The sequence below is a fragment of the Allobosea sp. 2RAB26 genome (assembly GCF_052115465.1).
GTDB lineage: Bacteria > Pseudomonadota > Alphaproteobacteria > Rhizobiales > Beijerinckiaceae > Allobosea.
The window spans coordinates 41,550-60,443 of the sequence record NZ_JBFRGS010000019.1 but is presented as its reverse complement, the minus strand read 5'-3'; the positions used below and the strand labels follow the sequence as shown (position 1 = coordinate 60,443).

Below are 18,894 nucleotides of genomic sequence, written 5' to 3'. Positions count from 1 at the left end.
GCCATCACAAATTACGGCATCAGCTCAAGCGCAGCCGATGCGCGATCACGTTCAGCGCGCAGCGGAAAATGCCCATGGTCGCGTGGTCGGTGATGTCGCGGTCGAGCACGCAGACCCGCATCAGGATGGCGTTGCCGTCATGGTGCAGGCCGGAATCGGCCAGCGCGTCCTGCAGCTCGCGATACTCCGAGCGGATTTTGGCGACTGTCTCGACGTCGAGTTCAGGCCCCTCGCCTGTCGTGCCCGCGACCAGCTCGGCGACCATGCTCGGCAGCTTTGGGAGGCTGTCGGTGATGTGGCGATGATAGCGCACGAAGCGGCGCGTCACCGTCTCGGCCGCCTCGAACTGGCGCCGGTCGATCATCCCGCCCAGAAACATCCGGCCAAAGGCATAGCCGGCCATCGGCGAGGCATTCCCCTTGCGGTGCGGCTGCGCCAGCGCCACCGCCATGATCTTCTCGGGGCGCTCGCCCCGCTCGGCATTCCTGATCCGGCCATTGCGGTAGCGGCCGACATCCGTGCGGGGTTTGCGTCCTGCGCGTGCCATCGTCTCGTCTTTCTCTGCTGGGGTTTGCTCTGCTGGGGTTTGGGGGCTTGGTGCGGCCCGTGCGGCGACGCCCGCCGGCGGGTTTTGTGTCTCGGTCATGCTGTTGGCTCGCTTGCTTGCGGGGTGGTCGGGGGAAGCCGGCTGGGCACGGTCCAGCAGCCGGTCCTGTCGGTCGGAAGCGGCCTGCCGCCCCTCGCCTGCCGCCAGGCATCCCAGGCCTCGGGATCGTCGATCGGCGAGATCCGGACGCCGGCCCCGGCATCGCTCCCGGACTGGCCCGGCTGGGCTGCAAGCGCGAGCCCGGCATTGACGCCCCATTCCGGCGCAAAACCCTGCCAGCCCCGCAGGATCATCAGGTCGGCGGCCCGGTCCGGCTCGGCGGCCAGGGCGAGCTGGCTCGCCAGCAGCTTGGCCGCATGCAGCGTCAGCGGCTTTTTCAGCGTCCGGCGATGGGCGATGACGGCCTGAGCCTGCTCCGGCGAGAGCACGGCGCCGAACGCAGCCTCGATCTCCCGGTGCTCAGGGAGCGCCCTGGCGCGCCCAGTCCTCTTGGGGACTGGGGGTGATTGTTTATGTGATTGTGATTGTGATTGTGATTGGCATGCCTCCGGCATATGCCCCGGCAGTGCTCCGGCATCTGCCCCGGCATCTGCCGCAGCATGGACCTGCCAGCGCTTGACGGCCTTGGCCCGTGCCTTCCCGCTGACATCGGCGGCGGCCTTCAGCTCCGCATCGATGCGCTTATGGACCCAGCCCTCGGCGAAGAGGTCGGCCAGCGTGTCACAGCTCGCGCCCCATTCCGCCGGAGACATCCGGGCGATGCGGGCAAGCCGGCGGTCCTCGGTGGGGAGCCCGCCATTTTGCCAGTAATGCATGATCAGCAGGAGATAGCCGCCATGCTCGGCCGCGCTGAGATGGCCGGTATCGGCGAGATAATCGGCGACATAGAGCGGCATCCAGGCCCGGCTCATCGCCTACCTCCGCGCTCGGGCGCCCGCTTCACAGGTTTCTTGCCCTCGGTCCGAGCAACGGGAACCCCGCCATAGCCCCGCACATCCGCGCCGCGGCGCTGATTGGTGACGCGAATGGCGTGAAGAATGGTGGTGTGGTCGCGGTGGAACAGCCGCCCGATCTCGGAGAGCGACAATTCGGTCTCATCAGCCACCCGCCAGATCGCGAGCCGTCGCGCCCCGGCAATGCGGGCGACGCGCTGCTCGCCTTTGAGCGCATCGATGGCGATGCCGGTCTCGGCAGCGACGGCCGCGATGATCGCGCCGGCCTGCATCTTCCCGCGCAGCGGCGTGCTGGCATGGTGCAGACGGTATTGCTTGCGCACCACGGCCCAGGGCACGGCGCCGGGCCGGGCCTCGTCCTGCGACTTACCCGCCTCGCTGGTGACGGCCTCGCAGGCGCCTGTCGTGGGCTTTGCGCGGGTTTCGCGCTCCGGCCGTGCGGCCACCACGACCGGCGCCGGCTCCTCCGGCTTGGCCGCCTGTTTCCACGGCAGGGCCTGCCTGGCGCGATAGGCTGCCAGCATCTCTTCGGCGCTGCCATACTCCCTGGCATAGCCCTTGATCGGGAGAGCGGTCATCGGTGCCCCCTGTCCAGCGGGAAAGCCAGTTGCGCCTCGCATGGCGGGCGAAACCGGGCGATGCGGCCAGGCTGCGCACGGGTGCAGGGCGCCGCGGGCTCCGGCGGCGTAGAGGGCACGCCGTCGGCCGGCCAGAGATCGGGCCGCCAATGCTGGCGCGAAACGCCGGTCGCGGCCTCGAGCCGAAGCGCCATCCAGGGCGAGACTGAAGCGGCGCGCTTGGCCTTGTTAATCGCCACCTGCGAACAGCCGACGGCAGCCGCGAGCCTGGCTTCGGAACCGGCCCGGTCGATCTCACGACGCAGGAGATCGCGCGGCGGGATGAGATCGGCAGGCGTGGTGGAGACGACGGGCGTCGCTGGCGCCACCGGCGTGGCTGGGAGGGTTGAGGTTGGGTGAGCGGCTGGGTTCATGCCGCATATTGATAACTTAAGTTATGATTAGTCAATCACAAAAGTTATCGAGACGTTCTCGATATCCTAAGTTATTGATTGCCCTATGGAACTCGGCCCGCTCATCAAGGATGCCCGCAATTCGCTTGGCTGGTCCCAGGCCGAGCTGGCGCGGCGCATCGGCGTCTCCCAGGTCGCGATCAAGAAGATCGAGGACGGCCAGACGCGGCGCTCGAAGCATCTGACCAGCGTGCTGGCGGCCGTCGGGCTGAAGCACCTGATCCTGGACGGCGCCCTGATGGCGGGCGATGACGAGCCCGAGCCCAATGCCGCGATCGCCGGCCAGCCGGAGCTTTTGAAGCCGCTCGGCGGCGCGCGCGACCTGCCCGTGATGGGCACGGCGGTCGGCGGCAGCGAGGAGGACGGCGATTTCCGGCTGAACGGCGATGTGCTGGAGCGCACGACGCGGCCGCCGGCGCTGGCCGGGCGCAAGCGCGCCTTCGCGGTCAACCTGATCACCAACAGCATGTACCCGCTCTACCGCGCGGGAAAGAAGATCTATGCCGACGAGGACGGCCGCCGCCCCGAGATCGGCGACGAGGTTTTGCTCGAGCTCTATTCCGACGAGGATGGCGAGCCGGGCCCCGTCTACGTCAAGACCCTGGTCTCCCGCGGCGCAAAGACGATCGTCGTCTCCCAATACAACCCGCCGAAGGAACTCCGCTTCGACGCCATGCGGGTGAAGCAGATGCTGCGGATCATTCCCTATGACGAGCTGCTGGGGGTTTAGGTTCGGGTGGCCCTGCAGCCGGAGCGACGTGGCTTCCTGCTCCTGGCCTTTGCCGTTGGAGTGTTCCCGATCGCGCAACAAGCGGCCCCATGCAAGACCCGGAAGCAGACGTTGCCAAAGGTCTCGCCTGACTTCGGTTCCCGCCCCAAAGCGAAACTAAACCTGATGCTCTGACAGCCATTCAAGCGTGTCTTCCGCACTCTTTTCGGGCCTGGTTACCGGATGCAAGACGTGTTCGATCGCTCCGTCCTTGACGACCAAGGTCAACCGCTCAATGAGGCGCATTCCGTCCGCGACGAAAGTTGGAAGCGACAGCGCATCCGTCAACTGGAAGTCCTCATCGCTCAGCACTTCAAAGGGTAGGTGCAGACGTGTCGCCATCTCTTGCTGATAGGAGGTTGCTTGGGTGCTGAGACCGAACACGGTCGCTCCAGCGCGAGCCATATCGTCATGATGGTCACGAAATGCGCAGGCCTGCGGGGTACAGCCTCGAGCGCCGGGAATGACATCCCAGCCAGTAGGCGCAGGCGTCCCCGGTTCACTCGTCCGAGGGTAACAATAGATCACCGTGCGTCCTCCAGGCAGTTACGCCAGATCGACCTTTCGTCCCGTTGTTGAACGCAGAGCGACCGCGGGCATCCGAATGCCGACCAGACGAGAGCTTAGGGACATTGATTGCCTCGGTCAGATTTTGATCCTGGCCGATTCCATCGCATGCCGGATGTCCGATTCCCACCGAGACATAGGCGGCGCGTCATCGCTATTTCCGGAGTCGACCCAATACGGACATTCGCGGCGCACTGTCCGAAAGTCGAGGTGTGGCCACCAGAATGTCCGCTTCCGGGCGGTCGGTTTGGGCGCGAGGCCAACGCGAAGGGCTGGCCCTTCTCGGACTCTGCCCTCTGGCAGCTCGGCTCGAATCGAGTTGCGCTCATGCCACCGTTTGCGCGACGACTTCCGCGAAGGCCTCCGGATCGATCGCCTTGCCGAACAGGAAACCCTGGCCAAAGTGGCATCCCAAATCTCTCAGCCGCGCGCATTCCTCGTGCGTCTCTATGCCTTCTGCGACGATCTGGAAGCCCAGTTCATCGGAGAGACGAACAATCGCTTCGACGATAATCGTTTTCGATCGGCTTTGCCCAAGGCTGCGGATGAAGCTGCGATCGATTTTGAGTTCGGTGATGGGAAACTCCTCCAAATAGCGCAGATTGGCGTAGCCGGTTCCGAAATCATCGATCGAGAGGCCAACGCCGAGCTTTCGCAGTCGGGTCATGATGGCTATCATCGCGGGCGAGGTCTCCGCCATCTTGCTTTCCGTGAGTTCAAGCGTGATCCAGCGAGGATCGACGCCGCTCGCCGAAATAATCTCGTTCACGAATGAAGGCATATCGCGATGTCTGAACTCGATGGCTGACACATTGATTGAGAGATTGAGCGCACGGCTACGCCCCTGATTTATCCGGGCGGCGAAGTCTGCCGCAGCGCGTAGCCCGCGCCTGCTGATCTCGAGGATAAGCCCCGTGTCCTCGGCATGGGCGATGAAGCTACCCGGCAGTTGCGTGCCGAACAGGCCGTGACGCCAGCGTAGCAAGGCCTCGGCCCCCGCAATGGCCCCTGTCGAGAGATCAATCTTGGGTTGATATTGAAATCCGAACTCGTCGTTTGCCAGCGCCTGTTGCATCTCGCTAGTCATCCGGATGCGATTGCGGCTGCGCATCTCATCCTCGGCTTTGAACTCGGACACCTCAAGAAAATTGCTGGACTTGGAACGTCGCAGGGCTAAGTCGGCCTGGTGCATCAACTTCGTCGTGTCCAAAGTCGAAACGCCGACGACGAAGCCAATGGCAAAGCGAATGTTGATTGTCGCTCCCGACACGAGAAAGTCTGACGCCAAAGCGGAGCGGATCAAATTGATCGTCTCTAGCGTGTTATTCGGGTGCCCTAGCGGCTGCGCGATCGCGAATTCATTGCATCCCGTTCGTGAAATGATGGCGAAGCCCACGCTCCGTATGCGTTCGGCAATCTGCGCCAACACCTCATCGCCGGCATCGTAACCATAGCCCGAGTTGATGTCATGAAATCCCGCAACATCGAGCTTGGTGACAAGGATCGGCTCGGATTTCTCTCTTGCGAGGCGAGTAAGTTCGTCCGCGAATGCATCGCGGTTGAGCGCGCCGGTCAAAAGATCGATGCGTGCACTGTGCTCGACGCGATCCAACGCGCGCTTACGCACTGTTACGTCGCGCATCAACCCTAGGTAATGGGTTGGTTGACCATTATAAAAATTGATTGGCGTAAGCCTAAGTTCATTCCAGAACATTTCTCCATCTTTGCGATAATTACGAAATGTTGCGCAAACACTAATACGATTATCGATCGCCGTACGCAGATATTCGATTTCTGCCTGGAGGCGGTCTCCTCCTTGAAGGTAGCGACAATTTTTCCCAATTACTTCGTTCTTTGTATACCCAGTTATGCGCTCAAACGCTGGGTCAACATATATCAGTGGGCAATCCCTATCGGTCAGATCGCCAACGAGTATCCCATCTCTCGACAGGTCGAGGAGGCTATTTAGATCCACTTTGTAGGTGAGTTGATCATGCTCACCGTCGCGCTGGTCACGCGACAATACCGGAAGTATTAGATCGCCAAAATCGGATTTGTAGATTTTATCCATATTGGAGCCATCGCCATGTTTGTGATTTCATGAACCTTATTCGACTCATGCGTCTGGTGATCGGCTGGGTGGGCACTGATGATCGGCCGTGCTTCCAGGCTGGGAGGCTGAAATGAAGTTGGTATTCTCGACGGCGGACGTTCCGCGTCGCGACCGGTTCGACTACTGGCACAGCGTCGCCTGCCAGAACGTGACCCATCACGATTCCAGGCCGCGCTGCCGGCCGGAATTTCATGCGGAGCTTCGGTCGGGCGCCCTCGCCGACCTCGGCTTCGTCGAATTCAGCAATGCGGCGATGGCCGTGGTTCACAGTGCCGCCCACGCCGCGAATGCGAATTCTGATGAGATCCTGATCTGTCGCCAAGCAGCAGGTCGGTTGATGCTGGAGCAAGAGGGTAGGGATGCCTTGCTTGACCCAGGTGACATGACGCTCCTCGATCCATGCTTGCCCTATACGGGGGAGTTCTCTGCCGGCTCTCAACTGCTGGTGGTCAAAGTACCGAGGCAGCAGTTGGAAGCGCGCATAGGCCCCATACGGGCGGCGGCTGCCCGCACCCTTCGGCCGGTTGAGGCTGAGATCGGATTGACCTCGGCATTTTTGGCAGCGCTGCCGACGTTCCTTGACCGCCTAAGCCCAGTGGCGGAAGAAACCGTCAGGAGCCAGACACTGGATTTGATCGCGCTGTCGCTGGGAAAAGTCGGCGGAGAACAAGCGCAGCGCGCTTCGTCGGCTCGTTCGCTGGTCCGCCTGAAAGTACGCGCCGCGATTGAAGCGCGCCTGCATGAACCGCAGATCGATCTGGGATCGGTCGCAGCTGCGGCCGGTGTGAGCTTGCGCTACGCCAATGCCGCGCTGGCAGATGAAAACACGTCGATCTCGCGGGTCGTCCAGGAGAGGCGGCTGGCGCGCTGTAGGAAAGCCCTCGAAGACCCTGCACAATCACACCGGACAGTGAGTGATATCGCTTACAGCTGGGGGTTCTCGGACATGACCCATTTCGGCCGGAAATTCAGGGCAGCGTTTGGCCGGTTGCCGAGCGAATATCGCCGCTCGTTGAGCGAGGCACGTCAGTCGAAGACAACCGACGTTACGTGATGCGCGCCATCGCCCCCTGCGAAAAACCGGCCGCTGTTCTGGAAAACGGTGCAACCGCGTTTTTGCACGGCCTCTGTCGTGAGGGGCCCTGTCGTTGACGCTTGGACGATGTCAGGTTTTGGGCAGGCACCGCATGTCCGAAGTTGGGCGCAATGACGACACTCGATCGGCTCCCCATCAACTTCAGCAAACCACCCATCTCGGTCGTTGCGCTCGCATCGCAGCGGCCCGTCAACCTCGCGCCAGCTACGGACGCCGGATGATCATCCGGAAGCGGAGGCTCGCCGCTCCATGCTGAGCCCGCACGGTTCGGGCCATCTCCGATTCATTGGGAACGCGCGGCCTGAGCCGACACCAGCCACTGCGCAAACGCCAGGTCGACGAAGGAGGCTGGCAGAGCCGCGATGCCATTTCGACGTCCCACCTTGCCTTCGTTCTCATGGCGTGGCCGTGGCTCGGGCCTGGCTTGCGCCGCCGAGGAGCGGCCGCTCGGCTGGTCAGCCTGTCGCCATCAGCCCGCGCGAGGCCGGCCGCAACGTCGGAGCGATCCGATCGCCTCGCCAGGCTGGCGGCCCTCCGAGCGCCACTCAACCTGCCAGCATGCAATCCGCCAGGCTGTAGCAGTGGCTCGCCTGGTAGGCGTTCCGACCTCGGTTCATGTGCGTCACATTGAAGGTTCGAATGGCAGCCAGGACGCGGCGCGCCGCAAGGAAACTGCGGATCGAGGCGGAGCCCCGCACATTGATGCCGAACATGTCCGCGCCACGCGGGACGAAATAGCTGACATCGTCTGGCGTCGTGACGCAGTGTTCGAGGAAAAATTCGTCCACATGGCCCTGTGCGGGAGATTGGTCCGTGGCGAAATCCGAAAGATGCACCAAAAATCTCGCACGGATGCCCTCGCCGTCCGCATAGAGCGTGAAAAGCTCCATCCAGCTCGCGTTGACGCGGACCAGCGGCTTGTCGGATGTCGACGGCAGACAAGACACCGACCAGTAGCGACGCTCGGTCTTGCGCGGGATGGGGATGCAGTTCTGGCCGTAGAGCCTGAGAATCTCCAGAACGTCCTGTGCCTGCGGGCGACGAAGCAGCTTTTGAAATCGCGTGACGTGCTTGAACCGCAGTTCGAGGGAATCCGAGCGCTCGTCGGCGTCGCGCAAGTCGGCCGTGCCCTCGATCCAATTGCGCTGCTCCTCGAGATCCAGAAACTGGCGCAGACCCGTGGTGCCGCGGCGAGGAGTCTTGCTCACGTCAGGTGCCATGCGGGATCCATCCGTGCCGGCATTGCAGGGGATTTTGCCAGATCATGGATCAGGCTCCGGACAATCCATGACGGTAGCCGACGTCGGCACGAATCCCGAAGCAATCGCGCGGCTTCCTGATTGCGCCCAACCCTGTGGTGAGATGTCCCTTCGCGGGCCTTGGCGAGCGCGCGGCAGCTCCGCCCGATCGAAGCCGGCCGTCGACAGGGGCGCGATTGAGCGCTACGTCAGCACGAAGACGTGGTTGGGAATTGAGATGCGCGGAGCTGGGATAAGCTTGGCAGGCACGCTCATTCTGCTGTTTGCCCGCTTCCTGACCGCGGTCCGCGGACAATGGCACGGCGTGGCGCCGACCGACGAGCAGCGGATCTACTTCGCCAACCACGCGAGCCATGGCGATTTCGTCCTGATCTGGACGGTGCTGCCGCGCCGCCTGCGCCTGGCGAGCCGGCCGGTCGCCGGGAGCGACTACTGGCTGAAAAGCCGCCTTCGGCGCTTCATCGGCTGCGATGTCTTCAACGCCGTCCTGATCGACCGCGAGCGTCCGAGCCGGACGAACGACCCGATCAGCCAGATGACGGATGCGCTCGATGCCGGCTCCTCCCTGATCGTCTTCCCGGAAGGCACGCGCAACAGCACCCCTGCCCCGCTCCTGCCCTTCAAGAGCGGGCTCTTCCACCTGGCGCGCGCCCGGCCGGAGATCGTCCTCGTGCCGGTATGGATCGACAATCTCAACCGCGTCATGCCGAAGGGCGAGTTCGTGCCGATACCCCTGATCTGCACGGTCACCTTCGGGGCCGCGCTCCAGATCGCCCAGGGCGAGACCAAAAGGGATTTTTTGGCGCGGGCGGAAACGGCCCTGCTCGCCCTCTCTCCGAAGGCCGGCGCGCCATGACGATGCCGCATCCCGATCTGGTGGCCGTGCTCGCCGGCCTGCTCTGCGTGCTCGTCGTCGCCTCGGCGATCGGCTACGTGCTGGAGCGCAGGCTGTCGCCCGATGGCTCGCATGCCGTGATCGAGAACCTGAACCACCGGATCCGTGCCTGGTGGGTCATGATCGTGCTGATGGGGCTGGCGCTGATCGGCGGCAAGGCCGGCGTGACCTTGCTCTTCGCCTTCTGTTCTTTCGCGGCCTTCCGTGAATTCATCACGCTGACCACCACGCACCGCGCCGACCACTGGGCGCTGGCCGTTGCCTTCTTCGTCGTGCTGCCGCTGCAATATTATCTCATCTGGATCGACTGGTACGGCCTCTTCTCGATCCTGATCCCGGTCTACGCCTTCCTGCTGATGCCGATTATCGCCGCGCTGCGCGGTGATACCGACGATTTTCTCGTGCGCATCGCCGAAGTGCAGTGGGCGCTGATGATCTGCGTCTTCTGCACGTCGCATGTGCCGGCGCTGCTGAGCCTCGACATTCCCGGCTTCGAGGAGCGCAACGTGCTCCTGATCGCCTATCTCGTCATCGTCGTGCAGATGAGCGATGTCCTGCAATATGTCTGGGGCAAACTTCTCGGCCGCACCAGGATCGCGCCGAACCTGTCGCCTTCGAAGACGGTCGAGGGTTTTGTTGGCGGCGGGCTCAGCGCGGTGGCCGTGGGCGCGGCCCTGTCCTGGATGACACCGTTCACGCTGCTCCAGGCGGCGTTCCTGTCGCTCGTCATCGTCCTGATGGGCTTCTTCGGCGGGCTCGTCATGTCGGCGATCAAGCGCGATCGCGGCGTCAAGGATTGGGGCCACCTGATCGCCGGCCATGGCGGGTTCATCGACCGGCTCGATTCCGTGGTGTTCTCGGCTCCGATCTTCTTTCATCTGGTCCGCTGGGGGTGGTCGACCACATGACCCTCCCCGTCACCAGCCTGATGCGAAGCAGCCTCGTGCATATCGCCTTCGCCTTCGTCGCGATGGGGAGCTGGGCGGCTTTCGCCAACCGCGCCCATCCGATGCCGGCGCCGCTCCAGGCCGGGTTGATCCAGGGCGCGCTGTCGGCGCTCATCACGCTGCTCCTGAAACGCGGCATCGAGGAACTGGCCAGGCGCTTCTCCGGCCTCGCGGCCCTCCTGGCGCCGCCCCTGATCGCCGGGCTTGTCTCCGCGAGCCTGCTCACCGTGATCCATACGCTTGGTGGCACGCCGGAAATCGCCAGGACGATCGCGGTGCCGTGGACCGTCGCGACCAGCTATGCGGCGCTCTACAATGTCTCGCTCTGGCGCAGCAGGAAGGCCTGAACCGTGGCGCAGGACGATAATCGCCGCCCGCTCGCGAGCCGGGATTCGGGCTGGGCCCGCTCGATCGCGCGCAGGCTGAGCGCGGCTGCGATCACGCCGAACCAGATCTCGATGGCGAGCATGGCGATGGCGGCCTTTGCCGGCGCCGGCTTCTGGCGTGCGGGCCTGGCGGATACCGGGTTGCGCGCAGCCCTGCTCCTGGCGGCTGCCCTGTTCTGCCAGCTCAGGCTGCTCTGCAACCTCTTCGACGGCATGGTGGCGATCGAAGGCGGCAAGCAGGCCCCCGACGGACCGTTCTGGAACGAGTTCCCGGATCGCGTCGCCGATATCCTCATTCTCGTCGGCGCCGGCTACGGGGCCGGCGTACCGGCCCTGGGCTGGGCGGCGGCCGCCCTCGCGGTGCTGACCGCCTACACGCGCGAGCTCGGTCGCGCGTGTAGGCTGCCGGCCGATTTCTCGGGCCCGATGGCCAAGCAGCACCGCATGGCGGTGATCACCGCGGCGGCCGTGCTGTCCCTGCTCGAGCCGCTTTGGCGCGGCCATAACGAGGTCCTGGTCTTCGCTCTCTGGCTCATCGCGGCTGGCGCTGCCGTGACCACGCTGCGGCGGGCTGCAAATGTGGTCCGGGCCTTGCGCGCGCGCTGAGCGCGCTCAGGATCTCGCTCGACGCCCTCCCCGACATTCCCCGACGACCGAAGCGGGACGATACCGGCTGGTAAGGCCCGTGCATCGTCTCCATTACAATGGAGGTACCTTCAGTCGCCGGGCCGCCGCAGCTATTTCGGAAGCAGCGGGCACTTGCTCTGGGAGAGCGGCCAGACGGTTTCTTCCGGCGCAATCGTTCGCACGATCTCGAAATAATCCCACGGCCCCTTGGAATCCGCCGGCTTCTTGACACGGGCGAGATACATCTCGCGCAGCACGCGGCCATCTGCGCGGATCGTCGCCCCCTTCGTGAAAGCGTCGTTGATCGGCATCGCCTTCATCGCGGCGGCGACCTTGTCGGGATCGTCGGTGCCGGCCTCGTTGATGGCCTTGAGGTAATGCCGGACGGAGCCGTAGACGCCGGCATGCAGCATCGAGGGCATCATCCCGGTCCGCTCCATGAACTGCTTCGACCAGGCGCGCGAGGCGTCATCGATGTCCCAGTAGGACGCCGTGGTCAGATACGTGCCCTGCGTCGCCTTCAGCCCCAGGCTGTGGACGTCCTGCAGGAAAAAGATCAATGCCGCGAGAGACTGGCCTTGCTCGGCCAGACCGAACTCGCCGGCCTGCTTGATGGCATTGACCGTGTCGTTGCCGGCGTTGGCGATGCCGATCACCTTCGCGCCGGAGGCCTGGGCCCGGAGCAGGAACGAGGAGAAATCGGCATTGTTCAGGGGATGACGAACCGCGCCGAGCACCTTGCCGCCATTGGCCTCGACCACGTCGGTCGCGTCCTTCTGCAGCTGATGACCGAAGGCGTAGTCGGAGGCCAGCATGAACCAGGTGTTGCCCCCGGCCTTGACGACCGCCGACGCAGTGCCGCGCGAGACGGCATAGGTGTCATAGGTCCAGTGGAAACCGTAAGGCGAGCATTGCTCGTTGGTCAGCGCCGTCGTCCCGGCACCCGAATACATCACGATGCGCTTCTTCTCCCGTGCCAGCGATTGCACCGCCAGCGCCACCGCCGAGTTCGGCACGTCGACGATCGCATCGACCTTGTCGATGTCGAACCACTGCCGCGCGACCGTGGTGCCGACATCCGCCTTGTGCTGATGGTCGGCCGTGACGATCTGGATCGGCTTGCCGAGGACGGTTCCGCCGAACTCCTTGACCGCCATCTCGGCCGCGACGACCGAGCCTTTGCCGGTGATATCGGCCGTCACTCCGGCCATGTCGGTCAGGACGCCGATCTTGACGACATCGTCGCTCACCTGCGCCTCGGCGGCGGTCGTGCAGGCGAATGCGGTCAGGGCTCCGGCCAGTAGCAGCGTCTTCATGAGTGTCCTCCCAGGACTGGTCCGCTTGCTGCGGTTCGCTTGAAACAGGGGTTCAGAGTTCCCGGCCGGCCAGCCAGAGAAGCAGCCGGTCCGCGATGGCGTCGCTGTTGTCCTCGATCATCGGCATGTGGCCGTTGCCGGAGATGCCCTCGTCCGGCAGCCACAGGAACTCCGCCCCCAGATAGCGGGCGGTCGCCTCGTCGATCGCGCGCGGATGGCGTGGATCGTGATCACCGGTGACGATCAGGATCGGCGTCCGGGCCAGCGCGGCCGGGTCCGCGATCTGCAAGCCGCGCCCGCCGATGTTGAAGCGCTCGTTGAACAGCCGCGCGCTCTCCGGGACAATCGAGAGCCGATACTGCTCGAAGGCCTGACGCGGAAAGCGCGGAGCGTTGGCCCAGAAGCTCCGCATGAACGCCTCGCCGACCACGACCGGCCTGTCCTCGGGCAGCATCACAGGGCAGCCCAGGCTGACATCGTCCCTGAGCTTCGCAATCGCTTCCGGGTCGTCGGGCAGCACGGGGAGGATGTTGGCCGGCGCGCCCGGCGCAACGCCGATCACGGCCGCGACCGCGCCAGGGGCCCGCTCCGCGATCCACCACGCCATCGGCCCGCTGGCGGAGTGGACCAGGAGGACGGCCGGCCCCACCATCTCCACAAGGGCGAGAATGGATTGCGCGATCTCGCGGGTCGACAGGGTCGCCAGATTCCCGCACGCCGGCGAGCGGCCGTGGCCGGGCCAGTCCACCACGAAAACGTCGCGCCCCACTGCCGCGAAGCGGGTCGCCCAGCCCTGGCGCCCGTCCGGCGTCGCGAGATAGCACTGGCCGGTGTGACAGCCGCCATGGACCATGACGACGGGCAAGCGCCTGGGCCCGGCTATCGCGGCGATATGGTCGACATAGATCGGCAGCGATCCGGTTGCAGCGAAGAATGCTCGCCCGAACGACACGCCTGTCGCGGTGGGGCGAGCGCTGGCGGGAACCGGGATATCCATGCGATCCTCCCCCGGGACTGGGCGGCATCGCCAAGTCCTCTCATTGCCCGGAATGCTACGACTGCGATGTCATGACAGCAACAAAAAAGTCTCATATGAGACGAAATTCAGAAGCGACGGACCTGGAAGCGACGGACCTGGACGTGGCCGGGGTGGGTAGCGAGGAGGGCCTGCGCGCGATGCTCGGAGGCACCGAGATACCAACGGCCTACAGGATCGGTTACATCCTGAACTTCTACCGCGAGCCGTCATTCCGGCGGATCGAGGCCGAATTCGGCCTGACGCGCCCCGAGATCGTGATCCTGCTGGCGCTGCATTCCCGCGAAGGCATCACCGCTGCCGAGTTCTGCGAATTCTCGGGTCATCTCAAGGCGGGCGTCAGCCGTGCGGCCATCGCGCTGGAGAAGAAGGGGCTGATCCGACGTCTGACCGATGAAGCCGACAGCCGACGTCAGCGGCTCTTCCTGACCGATCCCGGCCGAGCCCTGTATCAGCGCTACATTCCGGCGTTGAAACTTCGCGAGGCGGCGATGCTGTCCTGCCTGTCCAAACCAGAACGAAGACAACTCGATCAGCTGCTCGACAAGCTCGCCGCCCATGTGCCGGACTGGGGTTCGCTTTCGGAGCTATAGCGTCCCCCGTTACCGCCAGCTTTTGCGACGATCGCAACGCGGTCATCCTCAAAGTCCTGGGCAGGCACAGCGGGCTCGCATCACTTGGGTTTCAATGGCGGCCCGGCCGTCGTAGTTCCGCGTCGAGGGGAGGCAGGATGAAACTCTATACCTATTGGCGGTCCACCTCGTCATACCGCGTTCGCATTGCGCTCGCGCTCAAGGGGCTGGAGGTCACGCCGCGCTTCGTTCATCTCGTCCGGAACGGCGGAGAGCAACATGGCGCGAGCTATCGCGCGCTCAACCCGCAAGGCCGGTTGCCGGCACTGGAACTCGACGACGGCACCATCCTGACCCAATCGCCCGCCATCATCGAATATCTCGAGGAGACCTGTCCGGCTCCGGCGCTCCTCCCGCGCGACCCGGTCTTGCGTGCGAAGGTCCGGGCCGTCGCAGCGATCATCGGCTGTGACATTCATCCCCTCCACAACGTCGCGCCGCTGTCCTATCTCAGGCAGAATCTTGGGCAGGCCGAACCGGAGGTTGCGGCCTGGATCGCCACCTGGATCGGACAGGGGCTCGGCGCCGTCGAGGCGCTGATTGGCGACGAGGGTTATTGCTTCGGCCCCCTGCCCGGCCTGGCGGATATCTACCTGCTGCCCCAGCTCTACGCAGCGCGGCGTTTCCAGGTGCCGATCGACCATTGCACGCGCATCCTGCGGGTCGAGCGATTGTGCAACGAGCACCCTGCCTTCAGGAGTGCCCACCCGTCGATGCAGGGCGATGCCGAGTAGCTGGCCCGACATATCGTCAAGGCGCCAGTTCCGCCCTGCGCCAGATGCGGAGGATGCGCTCAGGGATACAAACGGAAACACTCCAGCAACATCCGTTCGGCACTGGGGCCACAAACGCGACCTATCCGGCAGGCTCACGCAACGTCGGAGCGCCTATGCCGGATATCCCTTCACCCTTGCGGCCGGGCTCGTCGCTGAGGCGCGCCCTGGGGGTCCTCGCCGCAGCAGCCATGTGGATCAGCGTGGTGCTCTTGCGCATCTTCGGGGCCGACACCGCCGACACTGCCTCGGCCTGCAGTCGCATGGTCTATCGCGATCCGGTGACGGGGCGGGAGCAAGCGATCGGCGCAGTCCGGATCGCTGCGGACGGCACGATCAGATGTCGCGATCTCGCCTATCGGCCTTAGATCATCGGTCCGGATATCGTATCCGGTCCGATGATCTAACCAACCGTGATTGCATCGGCTTTGCCCCGAAAACCGCAATCCACTTTTCCGGCCGATGCTTCGGCCCTGCCGACGCTTTAGCCACGATGACGGCTGCATGGGCCCCGCGCCTCCGATATGCTCGCAGCGGTTGAAACCTGGAAACCTGACGTGAGCGCATCGGCGCATATCCTGATCGTCGAGGACGATCGCGAGATCAGCACGCTGGTCGCGCGCTACCTCGCGCAGAACGGCATGCGGACCTCGACCGCGCGCGACGGGCGCGAGATGGACCGGATTCTGCGGGACGGCAGGTTCGACCTGATCGTGCTCGATCTCAATCTGCCCGGTGAGGACGGGTTCTCGATCTGCCGGCGGCTATGCCTGACGACGCAGCTGCCGATCATCATGCTCACCGCCCGCAGCGAGGATATCGACAGGATCATCGGCCTCGAAATGGGGGCCGACGATTATCTCGGCAAACCGTTCAACCCGCGCGAGCTCCTGGCCCGCATCCGGGCGGTGCTGCGACGACGGGGCGGCGGACAGGCCGATCCGGACGAGCTTCCCGGCTCGTTTGCCTTCGCGGGCTGGACGCTGAACGCCAATAACCGCGAGCTGACCAATCCCGACAATGTCCGAGTCGCTGTCACCGGCGCCGAGTTCGATCTGCTGCGGGTGTTCTGCGAGCGGCCCGGGCGCGTGCTCGCGCGCGATGCCCTGCTCGATCTGACGCAGGGGCGCCCCGCCACCCCGTTCGAGCGCAGCATCGATATCCTGATCAGCCGCCTGCGCCAGAAGATCGAGCGCGAGCCGCGCGAGCCCGAGCTGATCAAGACGATCCGCTCGGGCGGATATCTCTTCACGCCCGCCGTCGCCCGGCAATGATCCGCCCGTTTCGCCTGCCCGCGCGGATCGGCAGCCAGATCGCGCTGCTCGTGATCGGCGTCATCGGCCTGCTCTATTTCGTTCTCTCCGTCGCCCTGGTCTGGCAGGCGCCCCGCGGCAGACCGGGCCCGCCCGCCTATGAGAGCGTGGCGACGATCGCGAAGCTGCTGGCCCGGACGCCGCCTGAGCTGCGCCAGATGGTCGTCGAGACCGCGAACACGGCCGACCGGCGCTACCGGTTCACGCTATCGGCCAAGGACCCCGCCCCCTTGCCAGCGCAGCCGCATCCCTTCGCCGCGGAGGGCATGGCGCAGCGCCTGGGCGAGGGTTTTGCGGTGCAGCCGAACCCGGTGCCTGACGGGGACAGGCCGCCGCAAGGCTATGCGATCCGGCTTCCCGACGGCACGGGCCTCGATGTCGAGATCGCGCCCGGTGGAATGGGGACACCGCCACCGCGCCCCATCTCCATTCTGGTGGTCGCCACGATCATCGTGCTCGGGCTCAATATCGGCGCGCTGACGCTCTGGGCCTCGCGGGGCATCACGGCGCCGCTCGCGCGCTTCGCCTCGGCTGCCGAGGAGTTTTCGATCGACCGCGATCCCTCGCCGCTGCCTGAGGAAGGGCCCCTCGAAGTCCGCACCGCCGCGCGCGCCCTCAACCGCTTGAGGGACCGTATCCATGCGCTGTTTGCCGACCGCACGCGCATGCTGGCGGCGATAAGCCACGACCTCAGGACGCCGATCACGCGCATGCGCCTGCGCGTCGAGTTCATCGAGGACCACGTCCTGCGCGCTCAGTTCACCCGCGATCTGGAGCATATGGGCACCATGGTGCAGGGCGCGCTGTCCTATCTGCGCGATGTCGACCGGCGCCAGAAGCGCGGTGCTGTCGACCTTTCGAGCCTGCTCCAGACCGTCGCGGACGAGTTCAGCGATATCGGCAAATCGACGCGCTATGAGGGGCCGCGACGGCTCGTCGCGACAGGCGATGCCCAGCAGCTGGAGCGCGCCGTGACCAATCTCGTCGAGAACGCGGTGCGCCATGGCACGCAGGTGATCATCCGCCTTCGCGACGAACCCGATGCCCTCCTGATCGAGGTGGCCGACGATGGCCCCGGTATTCCGGAAGCCGATCGATTGCGCCTGCTCGAACCCTTCATGCGCGGCGACGAAGCCCGCGGGCGGATCGATTCAGAAGGGTTTGGCCTCGGCCTCGCCATCACCCGGTCGATCGCGGCCGCCCATGATGGCGAGCTCAGCCTGCACGACAACCAGCCGCGCGGCCTCTTGGCCCGGATCAGCCTGCCGCGCCAGGCCACTGCGGCTCCTGAGAGCGCCTGAGCGCTTACACCTTTGCCCGGCCGTGCCGCGACTATCCCGTGGAACCGAACGGGACAGTCATGGCTGCAGCGCGACGTGCCGTTTCATGAGCGCTGCTCGAGCGGCCACACCTCAACGACACCATGGGCCACGGCGCAGGGCGTTCGTGAAACCATAGCGATGGCCTCGGCCAGATCGGCGGCTTCGATGATGGCAAACCCCGCCACCGGCAATGACGACGTCATGAATGGGCCATTGGCCGTTTCAACCTGGGCAGCGTCGGGATTGCGCACCTGCACGGGAGCGCCCGCGATACCCATCAACACTCCGCCCTTCCGCAGCGTCGCATCATGGGCGTGGGCGGCGTCTCGAACGGCCACCGGGGTACGGTCGTAGCCCTCACGGTCTCCATACCCGATCGTCACGAATGTCGGCACGGGTCGCCTCCTCCAACGGGCCAAAGCATCGGCCGCAAGAGCGGATTGCGGATCTCGGGGGAAAGCCGATGCAAGCAGGAAGGGTTGGATCACCGGACGCGATACGATGTCCGGTCCGCTGGTCTAGCGGAGCTTGGCGATCCCGATGCCATCCTGTTTCGCGCGGTCCTTGATGGATTCTTCGCTGCGCGTCATCGCCTTCGAAATCGCCTTCAGGGCCATGCCCTTCCTGGCGAGCAGCTTCAGCTTCTCCAGTTCCTCATGGGTCCAGGGTTGGCGATGCCGTTCAAATCTCTCGGCCACGATCTGCTCCTGCTTCGCCGGGACATCTCCCGTATTCGCGCCCACTATAGCAGTGATGGCGAGGAATTTGGCCCCACGTGTCGATGGAAGCCGAGCCCATCCGGCCGCTCGGCGTTAGAAGTTGGGTCTCCGCCCGAAAGCAGACCTCTGCGCCGCCGCGCGTCACTGCCGGAAGCGACCCATCTGAAACATTCGCGATGTCTGCTTCCGAGCACGCCGGCACACTGTATGGCTGCGCGGGCGACTAGACGCATGGGGTTCTGCAATGGCTGCTTTTCTGGGAGGCGTGATAGCTGAGGGTTCGTCCGTCCTCGTTGCTGAATCGCCGCGGGGCGCGACAATGCCGCAAGGTCAGAAAGCAGGTGCATCACGATCTTAAATCGCTAAACTGCACGGGTTGCGTCGCGGGCTAATGGCGACGGCCTATGCCTACCGTGAGAGCCTATGATCTCCTGCCTACGCCGCGCCCTGCGCGAGACGACATCCTTCACCGCCCCATCCGTGCTCGCAACCGGCGTCATCGCTGCGGGGCTGTGGCATAAAATGATGCCTTCG

The 18,894-nt window shown here is 64.7% G+C and carries 22 protein-coding genes; 11 read left to right on the top strand and 11 right to left on the bottom strand.

Going from position 1 to position 18,894, the window contains the following annotated elements:
- Nucleotides 1-19 precede the first annotated feature (19 nt).
- The 4 genes from AB4118_RS28020 to AB4118_RS28005 form a co-directional block, all read right to left on the bottom strand.
- On the bottom strand, nt 20-547 hold the full coding sequence (locus AB4118_RS28020) for a hypothetical protein (RefSeq protein ID WP_441492825.1): 528 nt from the start codon (nt 545-547) through the stop codon (nt 20-22).
- 95 nt (nt 548-642) lie between these two features.
- Nucleotides 643-1,518, bottom strand: a complete 876-nt coding sequence (locus AB4118_RS28015; RefSeq protein ID WP_441492824.1) for a YdaU family protein — start codon at nt 1,516-1,518, stop codon at nt 643-645.
- Nucleotides 1,515-2,138 (bottom strand): helix-turn-helix domain-containing protein, encoded by a 624-nt coding sequence (locus AB4118_RS28010; RefSeq protein ID WP_441492823.1) that lies wholly within the window; start codon nt 2,136-2,138, stop codon nt 1,515-1,517. Before AB4118_RS28010 ends, AB4118_RS28015 begins: the two co-directional genes overlap by 4 nt.
- Nucleotides 2,135-2,506, bottom strand: coding sequence for a hypothetical protein (locus AB4118_RS28005; RefSeq protein ID WP_441492822.1), 372 nt, complete (start codon nt 2,504-2,506; stop codon nt 2,135-2,137). The genes AB4118_RS28010 and AB4118_RS28005 overlap by 4 nt, the downstream gene beginning before the upstream one ends.
- Before the next feature lie 130 nt (nt 2,507-2,636).
- On the opposite strand from AB4118_RS28005, the gene AB4118_RS28000 reads away from it, so the two are divergent.
- The gene (locus tag AB4118_RS28000; protein WP_441492821.1) at nt 2,637-3,320 is read left to right on the top strand and encodes a helix-turn-helix domain-containing protein; all 684 of its coding nucleotides are present in this window, start codon (nt 2,637-2,639) and stop codon (nt 3,318-3,320) included.
- Nucleotides 3,321-3,476: 156 nt separating this feature from the next.
- Here AB4118_RS28000 and AB4118_RS27995 read toward each other — a convergent pair whose 3' ends face one another.
- Together AB4118_RS27995 and AB4118_RS27990 are read right to left on the bottom strand one after the other, a co-directional pair.
- On the bottom strand, nt 3,477-3,905 hold the full coding sequence (locus tag AB4118_RS27995; RefSeq protein WP_441492871.1) for a peroxiredoxin: 429 nt from the start codon (nt 3,903-3,905) through the stop codon (nt 3,477-3,479).
- Between the two features lie 346 nt (nt 3,906-4,251).
- Nucleotides 4,252-5,997 carry a putative bifunctional diguanylate cyclase/phosphodiesterase gene (locus AB4118_RS27990; protein WP_441492820.1) on the bottom strand — a complete coding sequence of 582 codons (1,746 nt, stop codon included), beginning with the start codon at nt 5,995-5,997 and terminating at the stop codon, nt 4,252-4,254.
- 112 nt (nt 5,998-6,109) lie between these two features.
- Between AB4118_RS27990 and AB4118_RS27985 the strand changes: the two genes are divergently transcribed.
- Nucleotides 6,110-7,093: an AraC-like ligand-binding domain-containing protein gene (locus AB4118_RS27985; RefSeq protein ID WP_441492819.1), complete on the top strand. Its 984-nt coding sequence runs from the start codon at nt 6,110-6,112 to the stop codon at nt 7,091-7,093.
- A 587-nt stretch (nt 7,094-7,680) separates the two neighbouring features.
- On the opposite strand, the gene AB4118_RS27980 is transcribed toward AB4118_RS27985, so the two are convergent.
- Nucleotides 7,681-8,355 carry a hypothetical protein gene (locus AB4118_RS27980; protein ID WP_441492818.1) on the bottom strand — a complete coding sequence of 225 codons (675 nt, stop codon included), beginning with the start codon at nt 8,353-8,355 and terminating at the stop codon, nt 7,681-7,683.
- A 277-nt stretch (nt 8,356-8,632) separates the two neighbouring features.
- Here AB4118_RS27980 and AB4118_RS27975 point away from each other — a divergent pair, with 277 nt between their 5' ends.
- The 4 genes from AB4118_RS27975 to AB4118_RS27960 are packed head-to-tail and all read left to right on the top strand — an operon-like array spanning nt 8,633 to nt 11,228.
- A complete protein-coding gene (locus tag AB4118_RS27975; RefSeq protein WP_441492817.1) occupies nt 8,633-9,250 on the top strand; it encodes a lysophospholipid acyltransferase family protein in 618 nt (205 codons plus the stop codon).
- On the top strand, nt 9,247-10,197 hold the full coding sequence (locus AB4118_RS27970) for a phosphatidate cytidylyltransferase (RefSeq protein ID WP_441492816.1): 951 nt from the start codon (nt 9,247-9,249) through the stop codon (nt 10,195-10,197). Before AB4118_RS27975 ends, AB4118_RS27970 begins: the two co-directional genes overlap by 4 nt.
- A complete protein-coding gene (locus AB4118_RS27965) occupies nt 10,194-10,583 on the top strand; it encodes a hypothetical protein (protein ID WP_441492815.1) in 390 nt (129 codons plus the stop codon). Before AB4118_RS27970 ends, AB4118_RS27965 begins: the two co-directional genes overlap by 4 nt.
- Before the next feature lie 3 nt (nt 10,584-10,586).
- Entirely contained in the window at nt 10,587-11,228 is a 642-nt protein-coding gene (locus AB4118_RS27960) for a CDP-alcohol phosphatidyltransferase family protein (RefSeq protein WP_441492814.1), read from the top strand.
- A gap of 131 nt (nt 11,229-11,359) precedes the next feature.
- On the opposite strand, the gene AB4118_RS27955 is transcribed toward AB4118_RS27960, so the two are convergent.
- Both AB4118_RS27955 and AB4118_RS27950 read right to left on the bottom strand, forming a co-directional pair.
- Nucleotides 11,360-12,565 (bottom strand): ABC transporter substrate-binding protein, encoded by a 1,206-nt coding sequence (locus tag AB4118_RS27955; RefSeq protein ID WP_441492813.1) that lies wholly within the window; start codon nt 12,563-12,565, stop codon nt 11,360-11,362.
- Between the two features lie 52 nt (nt 12,566-12,617).
- Complete coding sequence (locus AB4118_RS27950) at nt 12,618-13,562, bottom strand: alpha/beta fold hydrolase (protein WP_441492812.1); 945 nt, start codon at nt 13,560-13,562, stop codon at nt 12,618-12,620.
- A 95-nt stretch (nt 13,563-13,657) separates the two neighbouring features.
- Between AB4118_RS27950 and AB4118_RS27945 the strand changes: the two genes are divergently transcribed.
- The 5 genes from AB4118_RS27945 (at nt 13,658) to AB4118_RS27925 (ending at nt 17,620) form a co-directional block, all read left to right on the top strand.
- Nucleotides 13,658-14,194 (top strand): MarR family winged helix-turn-helix transcriptional regulator, encoded by a 537-nt coding sequence (locus AB4118_RS27945; protein ID WP_441492811.1) that lies wholly within the window; start codon nt 13,658-13,660, stop codon nt 14,192-14,194.
- Between the two features lie 137 nt (nt 14,195-14,331).
- Nucleotides 14,332-14,967: a maleylacetoacetate isomerase gene (gene maiA / locus AB4118_RS27940; RefSeq protein WP_441492810.1), complete on the top strand. Its 636-nt coding sequence runs from the start codon at nt 14,332-14,334 to the stop codon at nt 14,965-14,967.
- 155 nt (nt 14,968-15,122) lie between these two features.
- On the top strand, nt 15,123-15,374 hold the full coding sequence (locus tag AB4118_RS27935) for a hypothetical protein (RefSeq protein WP_441492809.1): 252 nt from the start codon (nt 15,123-15,125) through the stop codon (nt 15,372-15,374).
- A 189-nt stretch (nt 15,375-15,563) separates the two neighbouring features.
- Nucleotides 15,564-16,280 carry a response regulator gene (locus AB4118_RS27930; protein ID WP_465248504.1) on the top strand — a complete coding sequence of 239 codons (717 nt, stop codon included), beginning with the start codon at nt 15,564-15,566 and terminating at the stop codon, nt 16,278-16,280.
- A complete protein-coding gene (locus AB4118_RS27925; RefSeq protein ID WP_441492807.1) occupies nt 16,277-17,620 on the top strand; it encodes an ATP-binding protein in 1,344 nt (447 codons plus the stop codon). The genes AB4118_RS27930 and AB4118_RS27925 overlap by 4 nt, the downstream gene beginning before the upstream one ends.
- 83 nt (nt 17,621-17,703) lie before the next feature.
- Here the strand turns inward: AB4118_RS27925 and AB4118_RS27920 are convergent, their stop codons facing one another.
- Together AB4118_RS27920 and AB4118_RS27915 are read right to left on the bottom strand one after the other, a co-directional pair.
- Entirely contained in the window at nt 17,704-18,036 is a 333-nt protein-coding gene (locus AB4118_RS27920) for a YciI family protein (RefSeq protein ID WP_441492806.1), read from the bottom strand.
- Between the two features lie 123 nt (nt 18,037-18,159).
- Nucleotides 18,160-18,339 (bottom strand): hypothetical protein, encoded by a 180-nt coding sequence (locus AB4118_RS27915; protein WP_441492805.1) that lies wholly within the window; start codon nt 18,337-18,339, stop codon nt 18,160-18,162.
- Nucleotides 18,340-18,894: the final 555 nt, after the last annotated feature.